This window comes from Rhodococcus sp. SGAir0479, assembly GCF_005484805.1.
Lineage (GTDB): Bacteria > Actinomycetota > Actinomycetes > Mycobacteriales > Mycobacteriaceae > Prescottella.
Genome location: NZ_CP039432.1, coordinates 3,752,634 through 3,777,710, shown reverse-complemented (window position 1 = coordinate 3,777,710; position 25,077 = coordinate 3,752,634). Strand labels below are relative to the sequence as shown.

The window sequence follows — 25,077 nt, the reverse complement described above, 5'->3', positions numbered from 1 at the left end:
GGCTCGTCAGTAGATCCGGGCCTGGTGGGCCTTGCGGTCGAACTCCGGCATCGGATCGCCGTCGCGCAGTCGCTGCGCGATGGCCGGATCCGCGAGATGCAGGCGCCCGATGGCGACCAGGTCGAACTCGCCCTCGTTCATCCGGCGCAGCAGGTCGGGCAGATTGTCCGACATCTGCGGCAGGCCGACGATGACCTGCTCGTTGAGCGCGCTGTCGAGGCCCACGCTGCCGACGGCCATGACGGTGGCACCGGTCAGCTTCTTGGCCCATCCCGCCAGCGACAGGTCGCTGCCCTCGAACGCCGGTGCGTAGAAGCGGCGGATGCTCGCATCGAGGATGTCGACGCCGGCGTCGACGAGCGCGTTGAGCACGACGCCGAGTTCCTCGGGCGTGTGCGCGATCTTCGACGCGAAGTCCTGCTGCTTGTGCTGCGAGAAGCGGAAGATGATCGGGTACTCGTCGCCGATCTCACGGCGGATGGCCTTGACGACCTCGGCCGGGAACCGGGTGCGCCGCTGCAGGTCTCCGCCCCACTGGTCGTCACGCTGGTTGGTCGCCTCCCACAGGAACGCGTCGAGCAGGTAACCGTGACCCCCGTGCAGCGCGATGCCGTCGAACCCGACGTCGATCGCGTTGCGCGCAGCCGCGGCGTAGGCGGCGATGACGTCGGCGATGTCGCCCTCGGTCATCGCGGCCGTCACCGGACGCATCTGCTCGACGTACTCGTCGGAGTACATCGTGTTGCCGACCGTGCCCCAGTGCCCGGACGGGCGCATGGGGGTGACGTCGCCGACCGGGCCCATCGCGCCGAACAGCGGGCCGACGTGCCACAGTTGCGGAACGATCCGTCCGCCCGCCGCGTGGACGGCGTCGACCACCCTGCGCCAACCCGCCAGTGCCGCTTCGCCGTACATGACCGGAACGGTGTCGGCGTCGACCGCCGACGGATGCTCGATCGCGACGCCCTCGGTGACGATCAGCCCCGTCCCGCCCTCCGCACGCCGCCGGTAGTACGCGACCACCTCGTCGGTGGGGACGCCGCCCGGTGAGCCGTGCCGTGTCATGGGCGACATCGCGATGCGGTTCCGCAGTTCGAGACCGCGGACCGTCAGGGGTGCGAAGAGGGCGGACGTGTCCAAGGCAGGGGTGGTCACAGGGCTCCCATGTAGTCGAAGAAGTTGGGCGTGTGCGTCTCGCGCAGGCGGGTGAGCTTGCGGTAGCTGATGAGCCACTTGCCCTCCACCTTGCGGTATTCCTCGTGGTAGTGGCCGTAGCCGTGGAGGTGTTCCTCGACGTCGCCGTTGGTCCACCACAGTTCGTCCTCCATGGCCCAGATGCCGGTGGCCGTGGTGTCGGAGGTGAGCGTGATCTCCGGGGTGTGCCCGTGATGCGCGGTGGTCACGTGGGTCGAGGACCCGAGCATGCCGCGGATCGAATTCGTCAGATGCTCGCGTCCGGACGCGCGGTTGGACTGCCCGTCCGATGCCGGCTGCTTGTCGCCCGGCAAGCCGGCCCACGTCTCGGTGACGACGTCCTCGGTGTGCAGGGGGCCGTACCGGTCCCACTGCTTGGTGTCCATGACGCGCAGGCGCGAGGAGAACACCTTCTTGATCTCCTCGATCGCGAGCAACTGCTCCTGTGCGGTCAGGGTCAGTGCGCCGGCGGGCTCACCCATGGCTGGACCTCTCTGTCGGACGGGTACGGGACGGTGATCGATCGGGGTGGCGCCGATCCGGTCAGCTCGTCGGTGCGGCGGCGTGGCGATACGAGCGGAATCCCGGCGTGTGCGTCTCGCGAAGGCGGGTGAGCTTGCGGTAGCTGATGAGCCACTTGCCCTCCACCTTGCGGTATTCCTCGTGGTAGTGACCGTAGCCGTGAAGGTGTTCCTCGACGTCCCCGTTGGTCCACCACAGCATGTCCTCCATGGCCCAGATGCCGGTGGCCGTGGTGTCGGAGGTGAGGGTGATCTCCGGGGTGTGCCCGTGGTGCACCGACGTGACGAAGGCGTCGCCGTCGAGCGTGTTCCGGATCGCGGCGGTGAGGGCCTCCGGCCCCACGACGCGACTGCCGGCTCCCCACGACTCGCTCACGACGTCCTCGGTGTGGCAGCTGCCGTACCGGTCCCACTGCTTGGTGTCCATGATCCGCAGGCGCGCGGCAAACAGCTTCTCGATCTCCCCGATCGCCAGCAGCTGCTCTGCGGGGGAGAGGGTCACTTCTTCACGTTCCATGGATCCGGCTGCGCCGCTCACGAGTTCGACCTCCGTAGACGTTGACCAAGCACTTGATCGGGACCGAGCATATCCGGGATCCGCGTCGCCGCGACCCGGTTTGCGGTGTCGTGCGGCGGGCCGGCGCGCGGCGACCGCTCCCGAACACCGGTCGGACGGACTGTAGGTCGGGGTGCGGCGCCGCGAGAAGAGCTTTCCCGCTCAGCAACACACGATCTCGCCCGCGCCCCTCCCGGGATCAGCCGAGCAGCGCGATCTCGCGGTCGTCGGTGAAGTCCACGACCAGTTCCCGCTGCGCGATCCGCCACGCGTCCTCGTCCCGGCGGTACTCGTCCAGGTAGCGGATCGACACGATGTAGTCGCGGTGTCCCGACTCGGTCGCGTACACGTGGTGGGCGTCGCAGTAGACCTCGCCGCGGGCGGTGTCGCCCGTGACGTCCACCAGCTGTTGGCTCACCACGTGGCGGGTCGAGTGCAGGTGCGCCACCGCGCCCAGCACACCCTCGACGACGGCGGTGGCGCCGTCCAGCACCGGGTCCTTGCCGCGGCGGACCAGTCCGGTGGGCTGCACCAGGCGCGCGTCGGGGGTGAAGAGAGCGGACAGGGCGAGTTCGTCTCGACGGTCGACGGCGATCGCGTACTGCGCGACGAGGTCGGTGAGCGCGAGACGGTCAGCGAGTTCACGGGTCATACCGGCATTCTGCCCGCCGACGCGGACGCCGGCGGGCGGACTTCTCACTGATCGGCAGCGGGCGCGGCTACGGGGTGACCTGCGCCTCCATGGCGGCCAGGTACCCCTCGCCGTACGGCGGCAGGGTGCCCCACTCGCCGCGCGGATCGTGTTCCGATGCCTCGAAAACGGTTCGTGCATGACTGAATTCGAGGAAGCCCTCGCGACCGTGGTAATGGCCCATCCCGGACGCGCCGACGCCTCCGAACGGCGCGTCGTTCATACCCGGGTGCATCATGACGTCGTTGACGGTCACCCCGCCCGAGAACGTGCGGGTGAGCACCGCCTGCTGTTCCACCGGATCGGTTCCGAAGTAGTACAGCGCCAACGGCTTCGGTCTGCTGTTGATGTCGGCGATGACCTCTTCGGTCTGGTCGTACGGCAGCAGGATGATTGCCGGACCGAAGATCTCCTCCTGCATGATCTTCGAGTCGGCCGGGGGCGAGACCACCAGGCGCAGTGGGCGCTTGCGGTCGCCGTCGACGGCCGCGGTCTCGTCCACCGGGGTCGCGACGATGAGGGCGCCGCGCTCACGGGCGTCGGCGACCAGGGCCTCGACGCGCGCGAGGTGCCGGTCGCTCACCACCGCGACCACGTCCGGGTTGTCCGTGATCGTCGGCAGCAGCGCCGCGTAGGACTTCTCGAGCGCGCCCACGAACGTGTCGAGCTCCTCGCGGGGCACGTACACGACGTCGGGAGAGACGCAGATCTGGCCGGAATTGGTGGCCTTGGCGATCGCGATCTTGGTGGCCGCGTCGTCGAGGTCGGCGCTGCGGCCGATGATGGTGGGGGATTTGCCGCCGAGTTCCAGCGTGACCGGCACGAGGTTCTTCGCCGCGTTGGCCATCACCAGCTTGCCCACCTCGGTGCTGCCGGTGAAGACGAGGTGGTCGAACGGCAGTGACGTGAACGCGTCCGCGACCTCCGGCCCGCCGGTGACCACCGCCACCACGGACGGGTCGAACATCTCGGCGACGGCGTCGGCGAGGACCTGCGCGGTCTGCGGCACCACCTCCGACGGCTTGAGGATCACGCGGTTGCCGGCGCCGAGCGCGCAGGCCAGCGGGCTCAGCAGCGTGAACAGTGGCGCGTTCCACGTGCCGATGACGCCGACCGAACCCTTGGGCTGGTACTGGATGTAGGCCTTCGCGCCCAGCTGGTCGTACGGCGGGTACGGCGGCCGCTCCTCGTCCGCCATCCACGACTCGAGCGAGTCGCGCGTGTGCTTGAGCGACGTGATGGCACCGAGGATGTCGTTCATGATCGAGAACGCCACCAGGCGGCCGCCGAAGTCGGCGTCGATGGCCTCGGTCAGCGGCTTGTGGTAGCGCACCAGCAGGTCGATCATCGTCTGCAGTCGCGCGCGCCGCTCCTCGGCCGACGGGGTCCCGTGTTCGGACGCAGCGCTTTTCTGGGCCTCGAGAATCTGCGGGAGGCGGGCGATCGTCGCGCTGTCCGTGCTCATGGGGTAACTCCTGTCGTTGCCGATGTCACGACGCTAACGAGCTGTGTCGGCGGTAACAGTGATTCGTCTCGCCCACCGGGAGTGTTCTCCGCCGCCGGGCCAAGAAAGGGTCGACCGGCGCGGCCGGTCCCGGTAGGAGGTACCGGGCGGAGGGCGTTCGCGGTCCCCGGCTAGTCGGGACCTCGGTCCCCCGAACGGGACTCGTCGTCGGAGTCCTTCTCGGTGTCCCTATCGAGCACCGCGCCGCTGCGGGTGAGCACCAGCGCCGTGCCGCCGAGTCCGATGAGGACGAGCCCGATCGCGACGCTGGGCCAGCCCTCGGTGTGCCAGTAGACGTCCCGCAGGGTGATGAGCAGCGCGGCCTCGTCGACGATGAGGGCGAGCGCGATGCCGAGCGCGAGTCCCATCCACGTGCGGGCCCGCGGGCTGCGATCGACCATGCCGAAGATCGCCACACCGGCGAGCAGGAGGATGCCCCACAGGTAGTGGTGCAGATGGGTGCCGCCGGCGGAGATGTCGCCGACGTCGCGGGTGTCGATCTGGATCAGCCATGTCACGAGGCGGGCGCCGCCGAAGGTGACGGTGAACGCGAGCCACGCCAGGACGATGCCGCGTCGGGTCTCGTCGATCTGACTCCATCGGCGCGGGAACCGCACGCGGCGGGGGTTCTCGGCGGATTTCCGGTCGTCGTGGTGAGGTCGTCCCATGAATTCTGTCTACTCGTCTGCCGCGTTCGGCGCCGGGCACGGGCGGACTGCCACATTTCGGGACAACTGGAACGTGTTCTAGCTACGATGCGGCATGCGCATCGCCAAGACCTCGACCCTGTCCCTTCTCGCCGCGGCGGCCGTGGCCGTCGCCGTACCCGCCGCCGCGTCGGCCGCCCCGGATCCGACGGACTCGCCCAACGAGGCGATGGCCCGCGCCTACATCGACGCGCTCGTCAGCCACGACGCGAGTGCCGTCGTCTTCACCCCGGACGCGACGCGGGTCGAGGCCGGCCTGCAGACGGGGTTCAACGGCCCGCAGCTGGCGAACGATCTGAACCACGGCATCCAGTACCGCGTCGTCCAGGGCGTGCGCGATCTGGCCATGAGCGAGAGCGGCGACACCGTCCCCACCCGCTACCTGCTCGACGCGGGCATCGGCGACCGGCGTCTGATGACGGTCGAGATCGTGGAGACGTTCGAACTCGAGAACGGCGCGATCGACCGAATCGTCGCCACCATCTCGCCGGTCTCCCTGTCGTGACGGCTTCGCCCGCGTAGCCTCACCGGCGGACGGCAGACGGCAGCGGGAGGAGCGGGGCATGACGGACGGCAACCAGCGGGTGGCGGTGGTCTCGGGAGCGGCGCGCGGAATCGGCGCGGCGATCGCGAAGCGGCTCGCCTCGGACGGTCTCGCCGTCGCGGTCCTCGACCTCGACGAGGCGGCGTGCGCCGACACGGTCTCCGCGATCCGCGACGCCGGCGGACGCGCCCTCGCGGTGGGGGCCGACGTTTCCGACGAGGCGTCGGTCGCGGCCGCCGTCACCCGCGTCGCCGAGGAACTGGGCGCCCCGACCGTCGTGGTGAACAACGCCGGCATCACCCGCGACAACCTGCTGTTCAAGATGACCGTCGACGACTGGGACGCGGTGATGAACGTGCATCTGCGCGGGGCGTTCCTGCTCACCCGGGCCGTCCAGAAGTACATGGTGGAACAGAAGTGGGGGCGGATCGTGAACCTGTCGAGCATCTCGGCGCTCGGTAACCGCGGTCAGGTCAACTATTCGGCGGCCAAGGCCGGGATGCAGGGGCTGACGAAGACACTGGCCCTCGAACTCGGTCCGTTCGGTGTCACCGCCAACGCCATCGCCCCGGGGTTCATCGCGACCGAGATGACCGCCGCGACCGCGGAACGGCTCGGGGTCTCGTTCGAGGACTTCATGGCCGCCGCGGCCGCCGAGACGCCGGTCCGGCGCGTCGGGTTGCCCGAGGACATCGCGCACACCGCGTCGTTCCTCGTCGGCGAGGGTGCCGGATTCGTGTCGGGCCAGGTGATCTACGTGGCAGGCGGTCCCAAGGCCTGACGCCGCCCCGACCGGCGCTGGACGTCGACGGCGAGCTGGGTGCGGGACGCGTACCCGGTAGCCGCGAGGATGCGGCTGACGTACTTCTTCACGGTGTCCTCGGTGAGGACGAGTCGGCGCGCGATCGCCGCGTTGCCGAGCCCGTCGGCGACCAGTTCCGCCACCTCGCGCTGTCGTTCGGTGAGCGGGGCCAGTACGTCGTGCCGGGGCTCGGTGTCGAGGCTGCGCGCGAGCACCGTCAACTGCCGGGCGAGCAGCTGCAACGCCCCGAAATCCTCGGGACGCAAAGCGTTTTCGTCCCGATCGAACAAACCAACGAGGGCGTGCGCGCGGCCCGGCAGGTCGACGTGCATCGCGTTGACCGAGCGGATGCCCCACGCGCCGAGGTAGTCGTCCACGTACGCAGTGCACTCGGTCGGCAGCTCGCGCAGGTCGCGCAGGGAGGCCACCCGCGTCGTCTCGAGTCGGCGCCGGGCCTCGGGTGAGGCGAACACGTCGTACCGCGCCCACTGCGTGCGGTAGACCGCCCGCTTGGCCTCCCACCCGCCGGATCCCGACGCGTTGGCCTCAGGGTCGGCGAACTGACTCTCGAACGAGCGACCGACGAAGCACGCGGCGGTGCGGACGGGGAAGACCTCGGTCATCGCGTCGACGATCCGGGTGCGGAACTCCGACACCGTCCGGACGTCCTCGCAGCGGTCCAGGACCGCGAACACCCGCTGGTAGTCGGAGGTACGCAACGAGACCTCGGCCAAATCAGTCACCACCAGTTCGAGTCGAAACGACGTGTGCCGTAGACGGGTTCACGGGAACTGTCCACCAAAGTGCACTGTCGCCGGAGCAGAACGAATTCTAGCGTCGGTTGGACTGCGTATCAGCGAAATTCCGAGGAGTACACGCATGGGCAGGCTTCGCTTCGGCGCCTTCATCGCACCGCACCACGCCATCGGCGAAAACCCGACCGTCGCGTTGCAGCGCGACCTCGAGTTGGTCGAGCACCTGGACCGCCTCGACTTCGACGAGGTGTGGATCGGTGAGCACCACTCCGCGGGCAGCGAGATCATCGGCAGCCCCGAGATCTTCATCGCCGCGGCCGCCGAACGCACCCGGCGCATCAAGCTCGGCACCGGCGTCACGTCCCTGAGCTATCACAACCCGCTGTGGGTGGCCGACCGGATGGTGCTGCTCGACCACCTCACCCGCGGCCGCGTGATGCTGGGCGTCGGGCCCGGTTCGCTGCCGACCGACTCGGCGATGATCGGACTGAACCCCACCGAGTGCCGGGAGCTGCTCGACGAGAACCTCGACATCGTCGTGCGGTTGCTGCGTGGGGAGTCGGTGACCGCCACCACCCGGACGCACACGCTGGTCGACGCGCAACTGCAGCTGCGCCCCTACTCGCACCCCTGCTTCGACGTCGTGGTCGCCGGGGTGGCGTCGCCCACCGGGCCGCGGCTGGCGGGCCGGCACGGACTCGGGCTGCTGTCGATCGGGGCCACGCTCAGCCCCGAGGGCTACGACGCGCTGGGCCACCACTTCGGAATCATGCAGGAACGCGCCACCGAGTACGGCACCACCGTCGACCGCAGCCAGTGGCGGCTGGTGTGCCCCATGCACATCGCCGAGACCGAGGAACAGGCTCGGCAGGACGTCCGGTTCGGACTGGGCGAGTGGATCGACTACTTCGGCAAGGTCGCGGCATTCCCGCATTTCGGCTCCGGCGGAGCCGCCATGGAGGACATGATCGCGTACATGAACCAGTCCGGCATGGGCATCATCGGCACCCCCGCACAGGCCCGGGAGCTGATCGACAAGCTGGTGGCGCAGTCCGGGGGCTTCGGGTCGATGCTCGTCATGGGCACCGACTGGGCCAACCCCGCCGCCACGCGGCGCTCGTTCGAGCTCATCGCCCAGCAGGTGGCGCCGCACTTCCAGGGCCAGGCACAGCCCCTGCTCGACGCGGCCGCGCGCGCCGGACAGAAACGCGACGGCCACAACCAGGCCCAGCACGACGCGATCGCGGCCATGACCGCGAAGTACGAGGCCGAACTGGCGGCCAAGTCATGAGGGCCGCGGTGCTGTACGGCATCGACGACCTGCGGGTCGAGGACGCCCCGGAGCCGGACCTGCGCGACGGCCACGTCCTGATCGACGTCGCCTACAACGGCATCTGCGGTTCCGACCTCGGGATGATCCACGCGTTCGGAATCTCCGCCGACCCGCACCCTTTGACCGGGGCGTGCGGCCCACAGATCCTCGGCCACGAGTTCTCCGGGGTGGTGCGTGCCGTCGGCGGCGGCGTCGACGACATCGCCGTCGGCGACCGGGTCGTGGTGCAGCCCAACTACCACTGCGGCCGTTGCGCCCGCTGCCGTGACGGACACGAACATCTTTGTGCCGTCGGCGCATTCCACGGCATCAACGCTCCCGGCGGCGGGCTGGCCGAACGCACCGTCGTCCCCGCCGCCAACGTGCACGTACTGCCCGACGCGGTGTCGCTCGCGCAGGCCGCGGTGGTCGAGCCTCTCGCGGTGGCGTTGCACGCGATCGAGCTGTCGGGAGTGCGGCCGGGCCAGTTCGCGCTGGTGCTGGGTGCCGGGCCGATCGGTGTCGCGACCGCGCTCAACCTCCGCGCCGGGGGCGTGGACCGAATCCTGCTGAGCGAGCCGTCCGAGACGCGCCGCAGCGTCGCGGCCGCACTGGGGTTCGACGTGATCGATCCGGCCGCGATCGACCCCGTCGCCGCGGTGCATGAGCGCACGGCCGGGGTGGGCGCGGCGGCCGTGTTCGAGTGCGCGGGCGTCGCGGCCACCGTGCAGACCGCACTGGCCGCCGTCCGGGCGCGGGGCACGGTGGTCCTGCTCGCCACCTACAAGGAACAGGTACCGCTGAACACGTATGCGCTCATGTTCGGCGAGATGCGGCTGATGTCGTCGCTCGCCTACTCGCGCAAGGAGTTCCGCGCCGTCATCGATCGGATGGCGGCGGGAGCCTATCCGCTGGACGGATGGGTGGACCGCGTCGCGCTCGCCGACGTGGCCGACGGTGTCCGCGCGGCGTCCGACGGGCGTCGCATGAAGGTTCTCGTGGAGGTGTCCCATGTCTGACAACACGTTCGACGGTTCGCGATTCGCCGGCCGGGTCGCGGTCGTCACCGGTGCGGCATCGGGAATCGGTGCCGCCGTGGCGAAACGGTTGGTCGGTGAGGGCGCGTCTGTCGTCGGGATCGACCTCGCCGCCGACGCCCTCACCGTGCTGGAGAAGGATCTGGGTGAGCGGTTCGCCGGTGTCACCGCGGACGTCACCGTCGAGGAGGAGGTCGCGGCGGCCGTCGCCGTCGCGACCGAACGGTTCGGGTCGCTGGATCTGGCGTTCAACGTCGCCGGCGCCGCCCGGGGCGGCAAGATCCTCGACCTCGCGGAGTCCGACTGGGACTTCACCGTCGACCTCGTGCAGAAGGGGTCTTCCTGTGCACCAAGCACGAGGCGCGGCACATGGTGGACGGTGCGCGGGGCGGGGCGATCGTCAACGTCGCGTCGCTCAACGCGCACGTCCCGATGGTGGGCGGCAGCCCGTACGTGACCGGCAAGGCGGGGGTCGAGATGTTCGGCAAGAACGCCGCGCTCGAACTCGCCCCGCACGGGATCCGGGTCAACACCGTCCTGCCGGGGCTCGTCGACACCCCGCTGGTCGCCGCCGTGACGGGCTGGCAGCCGCTGCTCGACGGCTTCCTCGAACGCATCCCGATGGGCCGCCCGGCCGGCCCGGACGAGATCGCCGCGCCGTGCCTGTACCTCGCTAGCGACGACGCCACCTACATCACCGGCGCGAGTCTCATGGTCGACGGCGGCTGGGAGATCTCCAACTACCCGGACGTGACCAAGTTGGTCGGTTAGCCGACCGCGCTCAGTGCCAGGTGTGGTCGACGAGCGGCGTCCGCGGACCGAACTTGGGCTTGCGGGCCTGCCCGCTCACCTGCAGCAACCGGATCGCGCGATAGCGGTGCGGGCGCAGGTCGGCGAGGTATTCGACCATCGCGTCGTCGTCGAGGGGGCGGCCGAGCAGCGTCCAGCCGACGATCGACGCGAGGTGGAAGTCGCCGACGGACAACGCGTCGGCGTCGCCGAGCGCTCGTTGCGCCACCTCCGCCGCGGTCCACGCGCCGATGCCCGGCACCGCGCGCAGCCGGCGGTGTGCCGCGGTGCGGTCCAGGTCGACGATCTCCTCGAGCCGGTCCGCGACGCGAGCGCACGCCACGACCGTCTGCGCGCGCCGGGGGTCGACATTGGCGCGGTGGTACTCCCACGACGGGATCCGCCGCCACACCTCCGCGCTCGGCGGCACCCGCATCCCGTCGGGGGCCGGCCCCGGCGCGGGCGTGCCGAACTTCGTGACGAGCCGGCGCCACGACGTGTGCGCGGCGACGGTGTGCACCCGCTGCTCGAGAATCGCCGGTACCAGTGCCTCGAACACCCGGGCAGTGCGCACGATCCGCAGATGCGGGTGCCGGCGGTGCGCGTCGACGAGCTTGGGGTGCGCGGGCGCGAACGTCGCGCCGCCGTCCGCGTCGAGCTCACCGAGCAGTCCGGGCAGGAAGCGGTCGAACTCGTCGGCGCCGGGACCCCACGCGCGGACCTGGACCGCGGACGGGCCCGACTGGCGTAATCGGTACGTCACCGGTCCGGACGGCAGCAGCGATGTGCGCCACACCGTGCCGTCGGGCTCGCGACGGTGGCACGGGTCGAAACGCCCCCGGCGCAGCGGGGACAGGGACGCCGCGAGGTCCACGGGACGCGCCGTGACCACCTCGAGCTGCACTGTCGGAGCCGTACCGGTCATCCCGGGCAGCCTATCGCTCCGCCGTGGGGACCTCACCGCCGCGGGCGGCGGGCGGCGGGCGGCACGTATTGTCCGAACCCATGATCATCGTGAGTACCGACGGTTCGTGCCTGAAGAACCCCGGTGGCGCCATCGGCTGGGCATGGGTCGATCACGAGGGTCCGAGCCGATCGGGCGGCGCCGTCTCGGGCACCAACCAGATCGCGGAGCTGTGGGCGCTGGTCGAGGCGATCGTCGCGCATCCGGGGCCCGATCCGCTGCTCATCGAGTCCGACTCGCAGTACGCCATCAAGTGCGCGTCGGAGTGGCTGCCCGGGTGGAAGCGTAAGGGCTGGAAGACCGCGTCCGGCGCCCCGGTGAAGAACCTCGAGCTGGTGCAGGACATCGACCGGGCGATCACCGAACGGACCGGCCCGGTGCGTTTCCGCTGGGTGCGCGGGCACGTGGGCAACCACTACAACGAGCTCGCGGACAAGCTGGCCGGTGAGGCCGCGCGGGCCGTCGCCAACACCCCGGAGAAGTCGCGGCCGTGGCGCGGACTCACGCCCGCTCCCGCCCCCGCGGCCCGTCCGGTCGCGGCGCCCCTGCGCGACCCGGAGCCGGAGCTCACGCTCTTCTAGGGGCGCCGCAGGCTCCTACGTCAGCGAGCCCTCGTGCACGGCGCGGACGAACTCGGGCAGCGGCTCGCCGGCACGCAGCCGCGACGCCAGCGCGGGGTCGGCCAGGTGCAGACGGCCGATCGCGATGAGGTCGAACTCGCCGCCGCCGATGCGCTTCTCGAGCTCGGGGATGTTGTCGACGACGGGCGCCGAGCCGTCGAGGCGGCTGTCGCGCAGCGACTTCCCGATGCCGACGCTGCCGACCGCCATGGTGATCGCGCCCGTGACCTGCTTCGCCCAGCCGGCCAGCGACAGCTCGCTGCCCTCGAATGCCGGGATGTCGAAGCGGCGGATGCTGGCGTCGAAGACGTCCACACCGGCGTTCGCGAGCGCGCCCAGGATCACCTTCAGCTCGTCCGGGGTCTCCGCGATCCGTGCCGTGTAGTTCTGCTGCTTGTGCTGCGAGAAGCGGTAGAAGATCGGGTAGTCCTCGCCGATCTCGGCGCGGATCGCCTGCACGACGGCGACGGGGAAGCGGGTGCGCCGCTCGAGGTCGCCGCCCCACTCGTCGTCACGCTTGTTGGTGCCCGCCCACAGGAACGAATCCAGCAGGTACCCGTGGCCGCCGTGGAGGGCGATGCCGTCGAACCCGACGTCGATCGCGTTGCGGGCCGCACGGGCGAACGCCGCGATGACGTCCTGGATGTCCTGCTCGGTCATCGCTTCGGTGGGCTCCTGGACCCACGAGGTGTACGAGTCCGGGTACGACGTGGTGCCCAGCGGGCCCCACTCGCCGGACGGCCGCATCGGCTTGAGCTCCGGATCGACCTTGCTCATCGCGCCCCACAACGGCCCGACGTGCCACAGCTGCGGAATGATCTTGCCGCCGGCCTCGTGCACGCCGTCGACGACCTTGCGCCAGCCGGCGAGCGCCTCCTCGCCGAACAGGCGGGGCACCCGCGAGTTGTCGACCGCGGTGGGGTGGTCGATCGCGACGCCCTCGGTGACGATCAGCCCCGTGCCGCCCTCGGCGCGCCGCCGGTAGTAGCCCGCGACGTCGTCGCCCGGAATGCCGTCGGCCGAGTAGGAGCGCGTCATCGGCGACATGACGATGCGATTCGCGAGTTCGAGCGAACGCACCTGCAACGGCTGGAACAGGGGAGATGAGGTGGTCATGTCGTCTGTGCCTTTTCGGGATCGTCGGAAACCAAGCAAGTGCTAGGTAGCTTTTCAGGGTGCTTCCGGACGCGTCAAACCGGGGTCTCACTGAGCGCACACCGTCTTGGCTAGGGTCGACGGGTGCGCTCGGGGCCGCCCGGGGCGGGCGAGAAGGAGGGGTGCTGCCGTGTGTGAGCCGTTGGAGACGGAACCCGATCGCGAGTCCGAGGTGGCCGGCGTGGTCGCGTTCCGCGAGCGGCTGGGCCTGCCCACCCTCATCGACGTGCACACCCACTTCATGCCCAAGAACGTGATGGACAAGGTGTGGGCGTACTTCGACTCGGCCGGACCGCTGACGGGACGGCACTGGCCCATCCGGTACCGCAGCGAGGAGCAGACCCGCGTCGAGCAGTTGCGCGCGTTCGGGGTCGGCCGTTTCACCTCGATGCTCTACCCGCACAAGCCGGACATGGCGGCCTGGCTCAATCAATGGGCCGCCGACTTCGCCGCGCGCACCCCGGACTGCCTGCACACGGCCACGTTCTATCCGGAGGAGTCCGCGCCCGGCTATGTGGCCGAGGCCGTCGCCGCCGGTGCCCGGGTGTTCAAGTCCCACATCCAGGTCGGCGACTACGACCCGAACGATCTGCTCCTGGACCCCGTGTGGGGCCTACTCGCCGACAATGGCGTCCCCACCGTGATCCACTGCGGCTCCGGCCCCGCGCCCGGCCGGTTCACCGGCCCGGACCGCATCGCGGCGCTGCTGGCGCGGCACCCACGGCTGCCGTTGATCATCGCGCACATGGGGCTGCCCGAGTACGTGGAGTTCCTCGACCTGGCCGACCGGTACCCGCGGGTCCGGCTGGACACCACGATGGCGTTCACCGACTTCACCGAGTCGGCGACACCGTTCCCGCGTGCTGCGGTGCCGCGACTGCGGGATCTGGAAGACCGCATCCTGTTCGGCAGCGATTTCCCGAACATCCCGTACTCGTACCTCGACGCGCTCGAGGCCCTGGAACGATTCGACCTGGGCGACGACTGGGTGCGCGCTGTGGTGTACGACAACGCCGCGGCCCTGTTCGACGTCTCCTGAGCGGGCGGCCCGCTCAGGGTTCCGGCTCGGGCGCGATGACGCTGAACACTGCGTCCTGCGGATCCGACAGCACGGCCATGCGCCCGACCGTGCGCAGTTCGAAGGGATCGGCCATCAACGCCCCACCGCGGTCGACGGCCCGCGCGACGGTGGCGTCGGTGTCCTCGACCGCGAAGTAGACGTGCCAGTGGTTGGGGACCTCGGGCCGCGGCGGACGGACGCACCCGCCCACGCCGTCGCCGCCCACCTGCAGCACGGTGTAGTCGTCGCTGTCCGGGATGGGCATGGTGGTCGACCCGAGACCGACCACCGACCGGTAGAAGTCCAGCGCCCGCTCGGGGTCGTCGGTGACCAGCTCGTTCCAGGCCAGCGTGCCGGTCTCGTTCACGAGCGTCGCGCCGATGTGCGTGCGGGCCTGCCACAGACCCACCTCGGCGCCGGTGGGGTCGGTGATCAGGGCCATCCGGCCCGTGTCCCCGACGTCGAACGCGGGCAGCACCAGATCGCCGCCCGCCGGTTCCACCGCGGCGGCGGACGCGTCCACGTCGTCGACGGCCAGGAAGGTGTTCCACAGTGCGGGGGTGTCGGCGGGTGACGTACCGACGGGCTGCGGGGCGATGCCCGCGACCCGCGCGCCGCGCAGCGTGGCCAGGGAGTAGATCGCATCCTCGAGCATCGGTCGGTCCTCGTACGACCAACCGAAGAGGGACGAGTAGAAATCCTTGGCCGCGGGTTGGTTCGGTGTTTGCAGTTCCACCCAGTTGGGGGTGCCCTCCACGTAACTCGAGCGTTCGGACATCGCGACGTCCTCTCCCTTCACCGTCGAAGCACTCGCGGTCGGCTCGCGCCGCTTGTCGCCGGTGGGGAGGTGAGGAGTGGACGGCATCCGCCCGGAGGTCGCTGCGACCCGCGGTCGAGCACGGAAAAAGGCTATCGCAGAACCGCGCTGTCCGCGCCCCGCGTGTTCCCGCCGCCGGAGGCGACGACGGCGGGAACACGGCTGGAAACGCCGCCCGGTCAGGCCAGATCGGTGGAGACGATCTTCGCCATGTTGCGTTCGGCCAAGGCGGTGATCGTCACGAACGGATTGACACCGACGTTGCCGGGGACGAGGGAGCCGTCCACGACGTACAGGCCCGGGTACCCGGGGAGCCGACCGTAATTGTCGGTCGCCTTGTTCAGGAGGCAGCCACCCAGCGGGTGGTACGTGAAGTCGTCACCCCACGTCTTGTACACGCCGAACAGGTCCGTCCGGTAGATCGTGCCCTCCTTCTTGTTGATCTTGTCGAAGACCTTCTTGGCCATGTCGATGCCCGGCTGGTTCTGCGACTGCGCCCACGAGAGGTCGACCTTGCCGGTGCCCGAATTGAACTGGAAGCGGGCACGTTCCGGATTCTTGGTGATGGCCAGGTACAGGCTGACGTAGGTTTCCAGGCCGGCCGGCAGCGGGGCGATCTCGGCGAAGATCGGCGCCGTCGGATCGGCCCAGTTGTCGATTCCCATCGTCGGGATGGTGGCCTGCTGGGACCCGGTCGCGTCCCACATGTGGTTGGCGCGGCCCACCATGATGTTGCCGTTGTTGCCCCAGCCCTCACCGACCTGGGACGGCAGGTTGGGCAGGTGCCCCTGCGCCTTCATGGCGACCAGCAGTTTGCTGGTGCCGACGCTGCCGGCAGCGAAGAACACCCGGTCCGCGGTGACCACCTTGGTGGCGACGACGTTGCCCTGCTCGTCGATCTGTTCCATCGTGACGCGGTAGCCACTGCCCGCGGCCGGCGCCACCGTCGTGACGCGGTGGAGGGTGGTGATCGTCAGCTTTCCGGTGGCCGCGGCCTGGGCCAGGTAGGTCTTGTCGAGCGACTTCTTGCCGGCGTTGTTGCCGTAGATGACCTCGCCGCCGAGTCCCGACTTGGTGGCGGTCCCGGCCGCCTCCTTCTTCATGTACTCGAAGTCGTACACGTTGGGCACGAAAGACGTTGCGAATCCCGACCGCTGGGCCGTCTTGCGGCCGGTGCGCGCGAACTGGTACCACGGCGTCGATTCGAACCACGCCTGGTCGATGTCGTTGACACCCAGTCCGGCGTTGGCTCGGGGGAAGAAGGTGCCGTACATCTCGTTCGAGTCGACCGACGGCAAAATTTCCTCGAAGTAGTCGCGCTTGGGTGTCACGGCCATGCCGCCGTTGACGAGCGAGCCGCCGCCGACACCCCGGCCCTGGTACACCTTGATGCCGGAGAAGCGCTCGGAGTCGAGCACGCCGACGTAGCGGTCGATGCTCTTGTTGATGCCGAAGCCCATGAAGTTGCTGACGGGCTGATCCGTCTTGTCGGACAACCACATCGAACGCTTGTCGGGATTGAGCATCCCGCAGAAGATCTTGCCGTCGGAGCCGGGGGTGTCCCAGCTGCGGCCCATCTCGACGATCTGGGTGGGGATTCCGGCCCGGGTCAGCCGCAGCGCGGCCACGGCGCCGCCGTAGCCGCTGCCGATGACCAGCGCGGGTATCCGGTCGCCGTCGGCGAGGGCGCGGCGGGGGGATGCGATGGCCGAGGTAGACATCGCCGAGAGCGCAACGGCTCCCGCGGTCAAGCCTGCGGCCTCGAGAAAGCGGCGTCGTGAGACAGGTGCAACCCCCCGAGTTGCAGCAGTCGTGTTCGCCCGGCTATCGGTCATGGATCTCCTCTGTCGGCGGTTTGTTCGGACAGCGCACCCGCACGGGGCGAGCTGCCAGGGTTATACCGCCGACAGAGGAGGCTACGAGGCAGTACCGGAAAATTGGTACAGCTCGGACAGGGTTTCGATCGACCGGGGTCAGCGCAGCTTGAGGCTGCCGCCGTCCGCCATGAGGGTCTGGCCCGTCATGTACTTCGAATCGTCGCTCGCCAGGAACAGGGCCACCGGGGCGATGTCCGTCTCCGGGTCACCGATCCGCTGCAGCGGGACCTTGGCGATCGACGCGGCCGCGCGCTCGGGGAACGCCTTCTGCCACGCCACGACGCCCTCGGTGGCGGCGAACGGGCACAGGACGTTGACCCGGATGCCGTCGGCCGCCCACTCGTTCGCGGCCACCCGGCTCACCCCGCGAATGGCCTCCTTGGCCGCCGCGTACGAGGCCTGCGTCGGCATGCCCTCGAGGCCCGAGCTGGAGGCGAAGTTGACGATCGACCCCTGCGACTCCTTCAGCTGCGGGTAGCAGGCCTGCATCAGGTGCACCGTGGGGTAGAAGCCCGTGCCGAACGAGATGTCGAACATCTCCTGCGTGTGCTCGAGCAGCGGCGCCTGCCGGGAGGCGTGCGCGTTGTTCACCAGCACGTCGATTCGGCCGAACGCGGCGACCGCCGCGTCCCGGATGGCCTCCGCCGCTTCCTGCTTCGAGATGTCCGCGTTCAGGAACTTCGCGGTGCCGCCGGCGTCGGCGATCTCACGCTCGAGGGCGTGCCCGTTCTCGTCGCTGATGTCGACGAACAGCACCTTCGCGCCTTCTCGCGTGAACACCCGGGTGATCGCGCGGCCGATGCCGCCCGCACCACCGGTGACGATCGCAACCTTGCCTTCCAACCTCATCCGCTGTCCCCGTTCCCGATCAGACTTCGGCGGGGGTCTCGGTGGCCAGCGCGATCTTCTCGAGGCCCGCGACGCTGTACGCGGCGTAGGTCTCGTACGGGCCGCGGCCCGAGAAGTACGGCGTCAGCTGACCGGCGAGCTCCTCGACGGAGAACTCGGAACCTGCTGCGTCGAAACGGTTCTCCACCTTCGGCGCCGCCATGAGCGCGACCATCTTGCCGTAGACGACGAACACCTGACCGTTGATCTCGTCGGAGGCCGGCGAGGCCAGGTAGCTCACCAGGGTGGCGACGCGCTCGGGCGCGAGCGGATCGAGGCCGGTGGTGGCGGTGTTGTCGTCACCGAAGGCCTCGGCGGTCATCGCCGTCCGGGCGCGGGGGCAGATCGCGTTGGCGCGCACGCCGTAGCGGGACAGGCCCGCAGCGGTCGACAGGGTCAGCGCGGTGATGCCGGCCTTGGCGGCCGAGTAGTTCGGCTGGCCGGCCGAACCGAAGAGGAACGCCTCGGAGGACGTGTTGACGACGCGACCGTAGATCGGTCCGCCGGCGTCCTTGCTCGCCTGGCGCCAGTGGACGGCGGCGGCGTGCGAGGTGGCGGCGTGACCCTTGAGGTGCACGCGGATGACGTCGTCCCAGTCCGACTCGGTCAGGTTGAAGATCATCTTGTCGCGCAGGATGCCCGCGTTGTTGACCAGGATGTCCATCGAGCCGAAGTTGGAGACGGCCTCCTGGATCATCCGCTCGCCGAGCGACCAGTCCGAGACGTCGCCGGTGACGGCCAGGGCCTGTCCGCCGGCGGCCTTGATCTCGTCGACGACGTCGTGCGCCGCCGCGCCCATGTCGTTGACGACGACGGCCGCGCCGGCGGCCGCGAGGCCGAGCGCCTCGGCGCGCCCGAGGCCCGCTCCCGCGCCGGTGACGATGGCCGTCTTACCGGCCAAGCTCAGAGAATCCACCATGTCAGGCTCCTTTACCTTCCGTGCAATGCACCCAAACTAGTATTCATTCTAGTTTCGGCACAAGGGTCCTGCTCGACCCTGTCCGATCCGAGTGGGCCGGGCACACCGCAGATGATGCCGCATTCTCGCCGCGCGTCCGCCCGAACGGGCGAGATTCTTCGCTTCGCTATTGATCCCGTAATCGAAATATGTTCTACTCCGGTGATTGTGATGTCAGGCACACGGGGGCGTGGTTTGTGGTAGAACGCACTCTGCTCGCTGTGCGATTCACCGAAGGGCCAGGAATGTCTCTCAATCTCGCTGATCTGACCGAAGCCGTCATCGACGCGATCCCGGACAAGCTCGCGCTCGTGTGCGGCGACCAGTCCCGGACGTTCGCCGAGTTCGACGCCGGCGCCAACCGCATCGCGCACCACCTCGCGGCACAGGGCGTGCAGCCGGGCGACCACGTCGGGCTGCACGCGCGCAACAGCATCGAGTTCGTCGAATCGTTGCTGGGCTGCCTCAAGGTGCGGGCGGTCCCGGTCAACGTCAACTTCCGCTACGTCGACGCCGAGCTCACCTATCTCTACAACGACGCCGACCTGAAGGCGGTCATCGCCGACGGCGAGTTCTCGGACGTCATCGCCGACGTCCTGCCCAAGTGCCCGGGCGTACAACACATCGTGCTGATCGGCGAGCCCGCCGGCCCGGGGCTGTCGGACGCGGCTGCGGCCGCGGAGGTGTCGGTCGCGGACTTCCACGAGGCCACCGCCGCGCAGTCGCCCGAACGGGACTTCCCCGAGCGCAGCGACGACGACCTGTACATCATCTACACCGGTGGCACCACCGGCATGCCCAAGGGCGTGATGTGGCGGCACGAGGACTTCTACCACGCCGCCCTCGCCGGTGGCGCCATCATGGGCGGCGACCCGATCCTCTCGCCCGAGGCACTCGGCGCGGCGGCGGCCGCCAGCCAGCTCGAGATCACCTACCTCGTCACGGCACCCCTCATGCACGGTGCGGCGTCGTACTCGCTGTTCACGTGCATGTTCATGGGGTCGCCGCAGGTCCTCATGCGTAAGTACGACCCCGTCGAGGCGCTCGCGCTCGTCGAGAAGCACAAGGTCAACTCGATCATGGTGGTGGGCGACGCGATCGCGCGCCCGCTCGCCGACGCGATCGAGACGCACGGCGACCGATTCGACCTCAGCTCGATCTTCCTCATCGGTTCCGGTGGCGCCCTGTGGTCGGCCAGTGTCCGGGAGCAGCTGCAGAAGCTGCTGCCCAACGTCTACCTGCGCGACGCCTTCGGCTCGTCGGAGTCCGGCAACGACGGTGAACTGAAGAAGGACGAGAACGGGCAGCTGCGAATGCCCCCGTCGCCCCGCACCCGGGTCGTCGACAGCGACTTCTCGACCGTGCAGCCGGGTTCGGACACCGTCGGGTACCTCGCCCGGTCCGGCCACGTCCCGCTCGGGTACTACAACGACCCCGTGAAGACCGCGGCGACGTTCCCGGTGGTGGACGGCGTGCGGCTGTCGGTCCTCGGTGACCTCGCGCGAGTCGAGCCGGACGGCTCCATCGTGGTGCTGGGCCGCGGCTCGTCGTGCATCAACACCGGCGGCGAGAAGGTCTACGCGGAGGAGGTGGAGGAGGCCATCAAGAGTCATCCCGACATCGAGGACGCGCTGGTCGCCGGGATCCCCGATCCCACCTACGGGCAGCGGGTGTCGGCGGTCGTCCAACCGCGGGGCGGCGCGTCGTCGCTCGACCACGACGAGCTGATCGCCCACTGCCGGACCCGGATCGCCGGGTACAAGGTGCCCCGCACCGTGGTGGTCGTGCCCGAGATCCGCCGCTCGCCCGCCGGCAAGGCCGATTACCGTTGGGCCAAGGCGACTCTCGAAGCCGCCGACTGATCGCCGCCGACGACGAACGGCCTGCCCCGAGCGGGGGCGGGCCGTTCGTCGTGATGGAGGGGATCAGCTGCCGGCGCGGCCCAGCAGTTCCGGGGCCTCGGGGCGGCCGTCGAGCACGCGCGAGGTGCGACGCTGGATCTGCCACACCCCGTCGATCTTGCGCAGGTCGAAGCGGTTGGCGGTGACCCGCCAGACCCGGAACGAATCCTCGTCCGCGTTGCGCAGCAGCAGCTGCGAGTGGCACGTCGCGACCGCCGTGTCCCCGTCGACGACGATGTTGATCGGGTCCAGCAGGTGTCCACAGCCGTTCTTGATGTAGTCCTGGTGGGGGCTGGTGCGGACCATCTGCATGATCTCGGCGCGACCGTTCATGTTGCGGATGTCGATGTCGTACACCGCGTCCTCGGCCCAGAGCGCGCCGACCTTCTCCGCGTTGCCGGCATCGACGGCAGGGCCGTACGCGGTGATGAGCTCCTGGATGGCGAGCTTGTCCTCGAGCAGTTCGACGCGCGCGAGGAGCGACTGGACGAGCGCGGCAGTATCGGTCATCGGATCTCCTTGGGTGTTGGTGCGAAACATGGAAAAGTCTGGGTACGAACGTCTTTCGTGACGGACCGGTCAGCCGGCTGTCGGCTCGAACTCGATGCCGAGCTCGGTTCCCAGGCGGTGCAGAGCCTCGAGCTGCTCGCAGAAGTGCCCGGGGCCGGTCGCGGCGATCGCGACGCTGGCGATGGTCGCCCCCGCCTCGCGTCGCCGGTCGAGCGCGCGGGCGGCGCGGTCGCGGTCGCCGAGCGGGTCCAGCGGTGCGCCCGTGCTGAGCACCACCTCGAAGCCCTCGGGGATCTCGACCTTTCCGAGCATCGCGTGCAACTCGTCGCCCCGCAGCCCGAACGGCACCCACCCGTCCCCGTGTTCGACGGCCCGGCGCAGCGACCGCATGGTGCGCCCGCCGATCCACAGCGGCACCCGGTCCTGCACGGCGTGCGGCTCGACGAGCAGGTCTCGGAATTCGTAATAGTTTCCGCTGTACTCCGGCTCGCTCCGGGAGAGCGCGGCGCGCAGCGCGCCCAGTGCGTCGTCCGCGCGGGCCCCGCGGTCCTCGAAGGGGGCGTTCAGCAGGTCGAACTCCTCGCGCAGCGTCCCGACGCCCAGGCCCAGGACCAGTCGGCCCCCGCTGACGACGTCGAGCGTGCCGTAGCGCTTGGCGATCTCGAGCGGGTGGTGGTAGCCCAGCACGAGCACCTGGGTGGCCAGGCGGATGCGGGTGGTGCGCGCGGCCAGGTAGCCGAACGTGGCGAGCGGGTCCCAGTAGGTCCCGCCGCGGGTGCGGGCCACCTCCAGCGGCACGGCCACGTGTTCGCTGCAGGTCAGGTGGTGGAACCCGAGACGATCCGCGGTCTCGGCGACGGACGCGAGGTCGTCGATCGATCCGGTGCGTTCCCACGCGGAGTGGGCGTCGGGGTGGAGCACGACGATGGGGGAGACGATTCCGATGTGCATCCCTACAGCTCCGTTGCTGAGTCGATCGGCATCGCTTCGTTGTACTCCGCCGCCCCGGTGCTCGCCGCGGGCTTTCCGGTGACCGGGAGGATCGCGCCGACTTTTCCCAGCGGGTGCGAAGTGCCGCGGCGCACGTCATGATGTGCGGTGTCCGTTTTCGAGCAAACAATCGTTGGGATCAGTCCCGCCCAGCGGGACACACCTGCTAGCCTGTCAGAATTGATTTCAGTTTTGCCCGCCTCCGCCACTCTGGCCAGGGGCGCGGAAGTTTGTTTGGAGGTGTCGATGACAGTCGTCGATTCCGGTGAGGCCGTCGCTGCCCCGCGCCGCGAGCTGCCCCCGTCCATGGTCGAGCGCATGACGCTGATCCTCGATGCATTCGACGGCCGCGCGTCGCGCCTGACGCTCGAGGAGGTGGCGTGCCGGACCCAGCTGCCCCGCTCGACGGTGCACCGCATCCTCGACCAGCTGGTGCGTCTGAGCTGGGTGGAGCACGCGTCGTTCGGGTACTGCCTGGGCCGGCGTGCGCTCGGACTCGGTGGCGGCGACGGTGGCCACAGCGAGATCCGCGCCGCCGCAGCACCGTTGCTGCACGAGCTGCACATGCAGACCGGCATGGTGGTGCACCTGGCCGTGCTCGACGGCGCCGAAAGCGTCTACCTCGACAAGGTCGGCGGCCGGTTCGCGTCGACGCTGCCGTCGCGCGTGGGCGGCCGCGGTCCGGCGTACTCGACGGCCGGCGGCAAGTCGATGCTGGCGTGGCTCGATCCCGAGCGGGTCGACAGTCTGTACGACGAGCGCCTGAGCCGGTGCACGGACCGCACCATCACCGACATCTCGACGCTGCACCAGGAGCTCAACCGCATCCGGCAGCGGCGCGGACTGGCGTTCGAGCGCGGCGAGTCGGTGCGGGGCGTCGCGTGCGTCGGTGTCGCCGTGCGCGGTCACGACGGCCCGGTCGCCGGCATCTCGCTGTGCGGCGACGCCCGGACGGCGCAGCTCGAACGCGTGGCACCGCTCGTGGTCGACGCGGCGCGGGAGGTTTCGCGGACGCTGTACCCCGAGCTGGGTCAGCCGCGTCGCGGTCGCCGCGCGCCGGCGGTGCCCACCGACACGTGGTCCGCCGACGCGATGGACCGTCTGCTCTCCATCCAGAGCGGGCAGTGGATCTGACCGGAATCCGGTAACGCAACGACGAACGGGAACCGAAGGCACGCTCCGCAGGCGGATCCGTGCTCTCGGTTCCCGTTCGTCGTGCGCCGGGGTGCGGCTCAGCAGCTCAGGTCCGAGGCCTCGATCCCGAACTTCCCGCGGAAGAACACCATGGGGCGCTCCTCGCACACGGTGTCGAGCTCGAGCACCCGGCCGATGATGATGTCGTGGTCGCCGGCGACGTGGACGTCGTGCACCTCGGCGTGCACCCGCATCAGCACGCCCGGCAGCGACGGGGTGTTCCAGCGCGAGAGCTCCCAGTCCAACTCCTCGTACTTGCGGCCCCTGCTGGAACCGAAGCGCGAGCACAGGTCGGACTGCTCCTCGTGCAGTACGTTGACGCAGAAGCGGCCGGTCTCCCGGATCCGCGGCCACGCGCGGCCGCGGTGATCGGCGCAGATGAGGATCAGCGGCGGCTCGAGCGACACCGACGCGAACGACTGACACGCGAAGCCGACCGGGCCGTCGGCGTCCAGGCCGGTCACGACGGTCACGCCGGTCGCGAACTGACCCATGACGCGGCGCATCTCGTCCGGAGTCGGGGCGCCGGTCTGCACACCGGCGGGCGGTGCAATCGTCTCAGCGGTCATGGGGCCACCTCCTGCTCGTGGAACGGGTGATCGACAGTCCTGGGATCGACGACCGGCGGGTGGCCGATGCCACCCGGTGACGTCGATGTCTGCGAGCGTATGACCGCCGGTTCCCGGCCCTGAACTGCTGTCTCGATCAGCGGAAGTGCCCTTCCCCGGGGCACCCGGAGGGGGTCCCGGTCTCGCTGATCGGGATGCCCTGTGGCCGCGGCGCGAGTCGGCTGGCACCCTTCGCCCGGATGGGCTGTGACCCGGATGACATTTGCCGACAAAGCAGAGGCGACGATGACTACTACTGAGCTGAGTTACGAGGACACGAAGCGGGAACTGCACACCGACCAGGGCGTGCTCCGCTACCACGAGGCCGGTGACGGTCCGCCGCTGCTGTTGCTGCACGGTTCCGGCCCGGGTGTCACCGGCTGGCGCAACTACCGCGGCGTCCTCGCGGACTTCGCGGAGCACTTCCACTGCTACGTGCTCGAGTTCCCGGGCTTCGGCGTGTCCGATCCGTGCGACGGCCACCCGATGGTCGAGGCCGTGGGCGCGGTGCCGCGGTTCCTCGACGGGCTGGGTCTGGGCGCGGTCGACATCATCGGCAACTCGATGGGTGGCGTCGTCGGCGCCCGCATCGCGATCGCGCAGCCCGAGCGGGTCAACAAGTTCGTCTCCATCGGCGGCATGGGCAAGAACGTCCTCTCGTCCTCCCCGGGCGAGGGCATCAAGCTCCTCATGGAGTTCACCGACAACCCGACCCGCGAGAACCTGGTGCGCTGGCTGCACTCGATGGTCTACAACCCGGCCATCGTCACCGAGCAGCTCATCGAGGAGCGCTGGGCGCTCGCCACCGAGCCCAAGACGCTCGAGATCGCGCGCCGCATGTACAGCAGCAAGGCGTTCGCCGCGATGGCGGCCGCCAACGCCCAGTCCGACGGCACGCCGTACTGGGCGCAGTTCGGCAAGATCAAGGCGCCGACGCTGCTGACCTGGGGTCGCGACGACCGCGTGAGCCCCGTCGACCTCGGCCTGCTGCCGATGCGTGACATCCCCAACGCCGAGTTCCATGTCTTCCCCAATTGCGGCCACTGGACCATGATCGAGGCGCGCGACGCCTGGGTCTCGGCCGTCCTGACGTTCCTTCTGCGCGACCGTAAGTGAGTAACCC

25 protein-coding genes and 1 pseudogene are annotated in these 25,077 nt (G+C 69.5%); 10 read left to right on the top strand and 16 right to left on the bottom strand.

Annotated elements, in window-relative coordinates; genetic code table 11:
• Nucleotides 1-6 precede the first annotated feature (6 nt).
• The 6 genes from E7742_RS17425 to E7742_RS17400 form a co-directional block, all read right to left on the bottom strand.
• The gene (locus tag E7742_RS17425) at nt 7-1,155 is read right to left on the bottom strand and encodes an oxidoreductase (protein WP_137800089.1); all 1,149 of its coding nucleotides are present in this window, start codon (nt 1,153-1,155) and stop codon (nt 7-9) included.
• Entirely contained in the window at nt 1,152-1,676 is a 525-nt protein-coding gene (locus E7742_RS17420; protein ID WP_137800088.1) for a nuclear transport factor 2 family protein, read from the bottom strand. Before E7742_RS17420 ends, E7742_RS17425 begins: the two co-directional genes overlap by 4 nt.
• A 61-nt stretch (nt 1,677-1,737) precedes the next feature.
• Nucleotides 1,738-2,232 carry a nuclear transport factor 2 family protein gene (locus tag E7742_RS17415; protein WP_137800087.1) on the bottom strand — a complete coding sequence of 165 codons (495 nt, stop codon included), beginning with the start codon at nt 2,230-2,232 and terminating at the stop codon, nt 1,738-1,740.
• 238 nt (nt 2,233-2,470) lie between these two features.
• On the bottom strand, nt 2,471-2,923 hold the full coding sequence (locus tag E7742_RS17410; RefSeq protein WP_137800086.1) for a nuclear transport factor 2 family protein: 453 nt from the start codon (nt 2,921-2,923) through the stop codon (nt 2,471-2,473).
• Nucleotides 2,924-2,990: 67 nt separating this feature from the next.
• Nucleotides 2,991-4,427, bottom strand: a complete 1,437-nt coding sequence (locus E7742_RS17405; RefSeq protein ID WP_137800085.1) for a coniferyl aldehyde dehydrogenase — start codon at nt 4,425-4,427, stop codon at nt 2,991-2,993.
• Between the two features lie 170 nt (nt 4,428-4,597).
• Nucleotides 4,598-5,134 (bottom strand): hypothetical protein, encoded by a 537-nt coding sequence (locus tag E7742_RS17400; protein WP_137800084.1) that lies wholly within the window; start codon nt 5,132-5,134, stop codon nt 4,598-4,600.
• Between the two features lie 94 nt (nt 5,135-5,228).
• Here E7742_RS17400 and E7742_RS17395 point away from each other — a divergent pair, with 94 nt between their 5' ends.
• Together E7742_RS17395 and fabG are read left to right on the top strand one after the other, a co-directional pair.
• Nucleotides 5,229-5,678 carry a hypothetical protein gene (locus E7742_RS17395; protein ID WP_137800083.1) on the top strand — a complete coding sequence of 150 codons (450 nt, stop codon included), beginning with the start codon at nt 5,229-5,231 and terminating at the stop codon, nt 5,676-5,678.
• 58 nt (nt 5,679-5,736) lie between these two features.
• On the top strand, nt 5,737-6,498 hold the full coding sequence (gene fabG, locus E7742_RS17390; RefSeq protein WP_137800082.1) for a 3-oxoacyl-ACP reductase FabG: 762 nt from the start codon (nt 5,737-5,739) through the stop codon (nt 6,496-6,498).
• On the opposite strand, the gene E7742_RS17385 is transcribed toward fabG, so the two are convergent.
• On the bottom strand, nt 6,471-7,265 hold the full coding sequence (locus E7742_RS17385) for a helix-turn-helix transcriptional regulator (protein ID WP_137800081.1): 795 nt from the start codon (nt 7,263-7,265) through the stop codon (nt 6,471-6,473). The genes fabG and E7742_RS17385 overlap by 28 nt on opposite strands.
• A gap of 133 nt (nt 7,266-7,398) precedes the next feature.
• Here E7742_RS17385 and E7742_RS17380 point away from each other — a divergent pair, with 133 nt between their 5' ends.
• The 3 genes and pseudogenes from E7742_RS17380 (at nt 7,399) to E7742_RS17370 (ending at nt 10,394) form a co-directional block, all read left to right on the top strand.
• Nucleotides 7,399-8,565 (top strand): LLM class flavin-dependent oxidoreductase, encoded by a 1,167-nt coding sequence (locus tag E7742_RS17380; protein WP_137800080.1) that lies wholly within the window; start codon nt 7,399-7,401, stop codon nt 8,563-8,565.
• Nucleotides 8,562-9,605 (top strand): alcohol dehydrogenase catalytic domain-containing protein, encoded by a 1,044-nt coding sequence (locus E7742_RS17375; protein WP_137800079.1) that lies wholly within the window; start codon nt 8,562-8,564, stop codon nt 9,603-9,605. Before E7742_RS17380 ends, E7742_RS17375 begins: the two co-directional genes overlap by 4 nt.
• Nucleotides 9,598-10,394 (top strand): annotated as a pseudogene (locus E7742_RS17370) (SDR family NAD(P)-dependent oxidoreductase). The gene E7742_RS17375 and the pseudogene E7742_RS17370 overlap by 8 nt, the downstream one beginning before the upstream one ends.
• 10 nt (nt 10,395-10,404) lie before the next feature.
• Here the strand turns inward: E7742_RS17370 and E7742_RS17365 are convergent.
• Nucleotides 10,405-11,337 carry a DNA-3-methyladenine glycosylase family protein gene (locus E7742_RS17365; protein WP_137800078.1) on the bottom strand — a complete coding sequence of 311 codons (933 nt, stop codon included), beginning with the start codon at nt 11,335-11,337 and terminating at the stop codon, nt 10,405-10,407.
• A gap of 80 nt (nt 11,338-11,417) precedes the next feature.
• Here E7742_RS17365 and E7742_RS17360 point away from each other — a divergent pair, with 80 nt between their 5' ends.
• Complete coding sequence (locus E7742_RS17360) at nt 11,418-11,957, top strand: ribonuclease H family protein (protein ID WP_137800077.1); 540 nt, start codon at nt 11,418-11,420, stop codon at nt 11,955-11,957.
• A gap of 15 nt (nt 11,958-11,972) precedes the next feature.
• On the opposite strand, the gene E7742_RS17355 is transcribed toward E7742_RS17360, so the two are convergent.
• Nucleotides 11,973-13,112, bottom strand: a complete 1,140-nt coding sequence (locus E7742_RS17355) for an oxidoreductase (protein ID WP_137800076.1) — start codon at nt 13,110-13,112, stop codon at nt 11,973-11,975.
• A 211-nt stretch (nt 13,113-13,323) separates the two neighbouring features.
• Here E7742_RS17355 and E7742_RS17350 point away from each other — a divergent pair, with 211 nt between their 5' ends.
• Nucleotides 13,324-14,190, top strand: coding sequence for an amidohydrolase family protein (locus tag E7742_RS17350; RefSeq protein ID WP_254699341.1), 867 nt, complete (start codon nt 13,324-13,326; stop codon nt 14,188-14,190).
• Between the two features lie 13 nt (nt 14,191-14,203).
• Here the strand turns inward: E7742_RS17350 and E7742_RS17345 are convergent, their stop codons facing one another.
• The 4 genes from E7742_RS17345 to E7742_RS17330 all read right to left on the bottom strand — a co-directional run bounded on the left by E7742_RS17345 (nt 14,204) and on the right by E7742_RS17330 (nt 18,712).
• Complete coding sequence (locus tag E7742_RS17345) at nt 14,204-14,989, bottom strand: VOC family protein (RefSeq protein ID WP_137800074.1); 786 nt, start codon at nt 14,987-14,989, stop codon at nt 14,204-14,206.
• A 218-nt stretch (nt 14,990-15,207) separates the two neighbouring features.
• Nucleotides 15,208-16,863 (bottom strand): GMC oxidoreductase, encoded by a 1,656-nt coding sequence (locus E7742_RS17340; protein ID WP_137800073.1) that lies wholly within the window; start codon nt 16,861-16,863, stop codon nt 15,208-15,210.
• Nucleotides 16,864-17,001: 138 nt separating this feature from the next.
• Nucleotides 17,002-17,754, bottom strand: coding sequence for an SDR family NAD(P)-dependent oxidoreductase (locus tag E7742_RS17335; RefSeq protein ID WP_137800072.1), 753 nt, complete (start codon nt 17,752-17,754; stop codon nt 17,002-17,004).
• Between the two features lie 19 nt (nt 17,755-17,773).
• Entirely contained in the window at nt 17,774-18,712 is a 939-nt protein-coding gene (locus E7742_RS17330) for a 3-oxoacyl-ACP reductase (RefSeq protein WP_137800071.1), read from the bottom strand.
• 284 nt (nt 18,713-18,996) lie between these two features.
• On the opposite strand from E7742_RS17330, the gene E7742_RS17325 reads away from it, so the two are divergent.
• Nucleotides 18,997-20,613 carry an acyl-CoA synthetase gene (locus tag E7742_RS17325; RefSeq protein ID WP_137800070.1) on the top strand — a complete coding sequence of 539 codons (1,617 nt, stop codon included), beginning with the start codon at nt 18,997-18,999 and terminating at the stop codon, nt 20,611-20,613.
• A 63-nt stretch (nt 20,614-20,676) separates the two neighbouring features.
• On the opposite strand, the gene E7742_RS17320 is transcribed toward E7742_RS17325, so the two are convergent.
• Both E7742_RS17320 and E7742_RS17315 read right to left on the bottom strand, forming a co-directional pair.
• Nucleotides 20,677-21,162: a nuclear transport factor 2 family protein gene (locus E7742_RS17320; RefSeq protein ID WP_137800069.1), complete on the bottom strand. Its 486-nt coding sequence runs from the start codon at nt 21,160-21,162 to the stop codon at nt 20,677-20,679.
• Nucleotides 21,163-21,231: 69 nt separating this feature from the next.
• Nucleotides 21,232-22,113, bottom strand: coding sequence for an LLM class F420-dependent oxidoreductase (locus E7742_RS17315; RefSeq protein WP_137800068.1), 882 nt, complete (start codon nt 22,111-22,113; stop codon nt 21,232-21,234).
• Nucleotides 22,114-22,398: 285 nt separating this feature from the next.
• Between E7742_RS17315 and E7742_RS17310 the strand changes: the two genes are divergently transcribed.
• Complete coding sequence (locus E7742_RS17310) at nt 22,399-23,286, top strand: IclR family transcriptional regulator (protein ID WP_137800067.1); 888 nt, start codon at nt 22,399-22,401, stop codon at nt 23,284-23,286.
• A gap of 98 nt (nt 23,287-23,384) precedes the next feature.
• Here E7742_RS17310 and E7742_RS17305 read toward each other — a convergent pair whose 3' ends face one another.
• Nucleotides 23,385-23,915 carry a flavin reductase family protein gene (locus E7742_RS17305; RefSeq protein WP_137800066.1) on the bottom strand — a complete coding sequence of 177 codons (531 nt, stop codon included), beginning with the start codon at nt 23,913-23,915 and terminating at the stop codon, nt 23,385-23,387.
• Nucleotides 23,916-24,200: 285 nt separating this feature from the next.
• On the opposite strand from E7742_RS17305, the gene E7742_RS17300 reads away from it, so the two are divergent.
• Nucleotides 24,201-25,070: an alpha/beta fold hydrolase gene (locus E7742_RS17300; RefSeq protein ID WP_137800065.1), complete on the top strand. Its 870-nt coding sequence runs from the start codon at nt 24,201-24,203 to the stop codon at nt 25,068-25,070.
• Nucleotides 25,071-25,077 lie beyond the last annotated feature (7 nt).